The 4,290-nt window shown below is 46.6% G+C and carries 5 protein-coding genes; all 5 read right to left on the reverse strand.

The genetic code is table 11. The features are described 5' to 3' along the window. Positions 1-134 precede the first annotated feature (134 nt). Positions 135-632, reverse strand: a complete 498-nt coding sequence (locus RWJ43_RS06170) for a CinA family protein (RefSeq protein ID WP_314009002.1) — start codon at positions 630-632, stop codon at positions 135-137. Positions 633-725: 93 nt separating this feature from the next. Further along, positions 726-1,331, reverse strand: a complete 606-nt coding sequence (pgsA, locus tag RWJ43_RS06175; RefSeq protein WP_314008995.1) for a CDP-diacylglycerol--glycerol-3-phosphate 3-phosphatidyltransferase — start codon at positions 1,329-1,331, stop codon at positions 726-728. Positions 1,332-1,344: 13 nt separating this feature from the next. Beyond that, positions 1,345-2,751 carry a 30S ribosomal protein S12 methylthiotransferase RimO gene (gene rimO, locus RWJ43_RS06180; protein ID WP_314008997.1) on the reverse strand — a complete coding sequence of 469 codons (1,407 nt, stop codon included), beginning with the start codon at positions 2,749-2,751 and terminating at the stop codon, positions 1,345-1,347. Then, a complete protein-coding gene (locus RWJ43_RS06185) occupies positions 2,717-3,214 on the reverse strand; it encodes a YajQ family cyclic di-GMP-binding protein (protein WP_012808870.1) in 498 nt (165 codons plus the stop codon). The genes rimO and RWJ43_RS06185 overlap by 35 nt, the downstream gene beginning before the upstream one ends. 48 nt (positions 3,215-3,262) lie before the next feature. Next, positions 3,263-4,290, reverse strand: a 1,028-nt coding sequence (locus RWJ43_RS06190) for a RodZ domain-containing protein (RefSeq protein ID WP_314008999.1), incomplete at its 5' end; no start/stop codon positions are given.

Raw genomic sequence — 4,290 nt, forward strand, 5'->3', positions numbered from 1 at the left:
GACCCATGGGTCACTACCTTATCTTTTGTTGTTGCACTAGCAATGAGAATTCAAGCTGTATAAGTCCTGCATTGTTGCAAAAAATAAGAAGCTCAAAACAAACTAGTTTTGAGCCTCCCTATTAAAATCAGATTTTAAGCCTTCACAATTGCTTCATGAATTAATTGTAAAGCCTGCAAAACAGCAGCTTCTCGCACCTGTTCCCTATTACCAGAAAAATGTTTGCAGACCGTATGGGTAAAGTGTTTGCTGCTAATGCCAAACCAAACTGTTCCAACTGGTTTACCAGGCTCTTCTCCTGTTGGTCCTGCTATTCCTGTAACGGAAACTGCAATATCTGATCCAATAACGCCTCTAACACCTGAAGCCATTTGAGCTGCGCAGGGCTCAGAAACAGCACCAAGGGACGGTTCATCAAAAATGTCTTTTGAAACGCCTAATACCTTTTGCTTAATCTCAATGGTATAGCTTACAACAGAGCCCTTAAGCACGCTTGATGATCCAGAGATGGCTGTAAGAGCGCCTGCAACAAGTCCTCCCGTACAAGACTCAGCGGAAGCAACGGTAAGACCAGTCGCAAGAGCCTCTGAAATAATCTGTTGAGCTTCTGAAAGAACTTCAGGTGAAAACATTTGAATCACAACTTTTCATTAAGCAGAAAACCGTTTGATCTGCACATGAGCTTATCTTATACAAATATGGCGCCTCAGAGAGACGCCATCTTGTTAAACTTCAGCAATGTATTGCCAAGACTTTACAAAGTAGTCAATTCCTGACCAGGCCGTTAGAACTACTGCAACCCACATAGATGCGTTGAAGATAAAGAGCAAAACGTCCTGAATCATTCCGCCAGGAATACTAGGCAAAAAGAGCAGACCACAGATAGCAACCATAGTTGTTGCAGTCTTCCACTTACCCAAGTCAGAAGCTGCAATAACAACTCCCTTTGAAGCTACAACCATTCTAAGACCCGATACCAAAAACTCTCGTGCAACAATCACTAAGAGCACCCATGGAGAAACCATATGCCACTCTAGAAGTACAAAAAGAGCTACAACAACAGCGAGTTTATCGGCAATTGGATCTAAGAACTTGCCAAAGGTAGTAACTTCATTTCTACTACGGGCAAGGTAACCATCAAGCTTATCGGTCAAAGAAATAACAACATAGCCGATAAAAACAAGAAAAGCTCCAAAGTTAAAACCAGGTGTTGCCAGAGAATCTGCCAGAGATACACCTAAAAGCTGCGCCAAGAGAAGCCAAAAGGGCACTAAGACCACACGAGCACAGGTAACAATATTTGCAGGTGTCCAAATTGTCTTTGATGACATGACTAATCCCCAACTAAACGGTTTTCTCGCCAGACTGTGTGTCTGTAGTGTCTACGATCTCGCCAATCATTTCATAGCAGAAAGAATCTACCAGGTCACAAACGACAATATCTCCGACTGCGGCCTCTCCCTCTGCAATGTGAACAGCGCCATCACAGTCTGGAGCCTGGAACCACGTGTGGCCGATAAGCTCAGTGCCTTCGTCAGATTCTTCAATTCCGTCAATAATGACCTCGCAGCGCTCGCCAACGTGACGAGCAGTTGCTGCAAAGCCAAGCTGCTCTACAAGGTCAAGTAAGCGCTGAGTACGCTCAATCTTTACCTCATCTGGAACCTGATCAGACATCTTTGCACCAAGAGTTCCCTCTTCTGGTGAATAGGTAAAGACGGATGTGTAATCAAACTCCTGCTCCTGAATAAAGTCGTAGAGCTCATCTGATTCATCATCAGTCTCACCTGGGAAGCCGCACATTCCCGTGGTACGGAGAACCATACCAGGAATCTCTGTTCTGAGGCGATCAAAAAGCTTGCGAAGCTCCTGTGTAGAACCAGAACGACCCATACGCTTAAGAATGCGCTCGTTGCAGTGCTGAATTGGAATATCAATGTAAGGCAGAACCTCAGGTGTATCGCGAATAGTGCTGATAAGCTCATCGGTCATACCTTCTGGCTGCAGATACAAAACGCGAATCCATCCCTTATAAGGACGAACTACCTCAGCAACCTGCTGCATAAGCTTAGCAAGCGTTGGCGTCTGACCGTCTACTGTATCAGGTATATCCGAGCCCCAGATACCGGTGTCCTGGCCAATCAGAATGACCTCACGAACACCACCTTCCATCAGCTCGTGTACCTCTTGAAGAATCTCTTCAGCGGGCCTTGAGTGATAGTGGCCGCGAATGTACGGAATGGCACAGAAAGCGCAGAATCTATCACAGCCCTCGGAAATCTTTACAAATGCACTGGCGCCATCAATAGTACGCAGCATTCCATGGGCAGCCACAATAGACTGCGTAGGCTCAGGGATATTCAGAACGTCTGCAACAACGCTGACAATGCCATCTTCTTGATCTGCCGGAACAAACGCAGCAACTTCTGGAAGCTGCTCGTTAAGCTCTGCGCCGTACCTGGAAGGGACGCAGCCACACATAATAATGGGCAGCTTGCGCACTCCCTCAGAAGCGCCCTCAGCAATCTCAAGCGTAGCTTCAATGGACTCCTCTGTTGCTGAAGCCAAGAATGAGCAGGTGTTGATAATTGCAACGTCTGCTGAGTCTGGATCTGCAACTTCACCAAAACCAGAGGCTAAAAGACGCGCACGCATGCGATCTGTATCAACCTCGTTTTTAGCGCATCCTAACGTGATGTATAGGACGTTGTAGCCCCTATCGATAGTTGTTGAACTGGAGGGGCTGGCCATAGTCTTTCTCCTTAAGGCTTGCAATCACAGACTGAAGAACATCGCGAGAAGCGCTAGAAACACGCAGCTTATCGCCCTCAACGGTTGCCTTAGCCTTAACTTTCATATCACGAATATCTTTAGCAATCTTCTTGGCAGTCTCCTGGTCAATTCCAGAAACAATTGAGCCAATCTGACGCACGGTAGAGCCTGCCGCAGGAATGGGGTCTCCCCAACGAATAGCAGTAAGATCAATTCCGCGCTTTACCAGCTTGGAGCCAAGAACATCCCTCACCTGAGATGCAACAAAATCTGCAGGAGCCTCAATAGTGAACTTACCCTCTTTCTTTGAGAGCTCAAGTGTTGCACCAGAATCTTTAAGATCATAGCGCTGAGTTAGCTCACGAGCTGCCTGCTGAAATGCATTATCAACTTCCATCATGTCTACTTCAGACACAACGTCAAAGCTTGATTCTTTAGCCATTTCCCCTCCGTATATTCAGGGCGAGAAGAACTTCTCGCCCCATGGCGTTTAGTTATTGTTTGAATTGCTGTTGGAATTCTGGTTGTTAGTGGTGCCAGAAGTTCCACCGGTAGTAGTAGTTGACGTGCTGTTTGTTTGAGTTCCAGAAGCATTTGCTGCAGTACCGTCAGCAGGCTTAGTTCCCTGAATAGTCAAGGTACCAATACCTGAGGCATTTGCGTCAAATGGCTTAGCAGTACCGTTAACAGTAACCGCAACAGCGCCAGGTGTACCTGCAAGAACGTTCATGGAATCAGTGACGGTGTATGTTTGCGACCAAGGACCAGTAATGGCATCAGCCTCAACACTCTTACCGTCAACAGTAATCTCAACCCAACTGGTTTGACCATCTGCAACAGTAACTACAACGGTAGTCTGCTTAGGAGTCTCCTCCTTCTTAGGCTCAGTTGTAGTAGTACTCTTAGAAGTATCCGTAGAATCCTTCTTAGAAGAGTCCGTGTTGCTATTTGTAGTAGTGGAATTCTTTGAAGAATCAGTTGTTGAATTATTAACGCTTACTGTCTTTGTTGTAGTAGGCGTAGTACGAGCTGTCATGCAGGAACGAACGCTGAACAGCAAAACGGCAGTAATAATCACAACAACAAGAGCAAACACAGTGGCAATAGTGCGTCCTGTGTCAGAGAAGTAATTCTGAAGTGCTCCCATAATGCCTGGTCTTTGAGGAGCACGACGTTGTTGAGCAGCAGCGCCAGATGGCTGGCGACGGCGAACATTAGGCCTATCTACCTGCGCAATATTTCTTGATCCACGACGACCAGAAATAGTTGATGCACGCTCGTAAGGAGCAGTTACATTGTCATAACGAAGGTCATCGGTGTAATCGCTTGGAGCAACAGTTCTTCTGGTTACATCGTCTTTGTAAGCTGGAATGCTAACGCCTGCAATACCCACACGCTTGCGCTGAACGCCACCGCGCGTACGACTTGCCATAGTCTTCTGACGAGAAGCCTCTTCAATACCGGCATTGTACGCATGACCTGTAGCATAGCGAGAATACGAGTAGCCGCCAGCATCCT

This window comes from Lancefieldella parvula, from assembly GCF_963530955.1.
GTDB lineage: Bacteria > Actinomycetota > Coriobacteriia > Coriobacteriales > Atopobiaceae > Lancefieldella > Lancefieldella parvula_A.

What these genes read in the sequence shown, in the direction of transcription:
- RWJ43_RS06170 (WP_314009002.1), bottom strand. Translation starts at nt 632, where the DNA reads ATGTTTTCACCTGAAGTTCTTTCAGAAGCTCAACAGATTATTTCAGAG.
- pgsA (WP_314008995.1), bottom strand. Translation starts at nt 1,331, where the DNA reads ATGTCATCAAAGACAATTTGGACACCTGCAAATATTGTTACCTGTGCT.
- RWJ43_RS06185 (WP_012808870.1), bottom strand. Translation starts at nt 3,214, where the DNA reads ATGGCTAAAGAATCAAGCTTTGACGTTGTGTCTGAAGTAGACATGATG.
- rimO (WP_314008997.1), bottom strand. Translation starts at nt 2,751, where the DNA reads ATGGCCAGCCCCTCCAGTTCAACAACTATCGATAGGGGCTACAACGTC.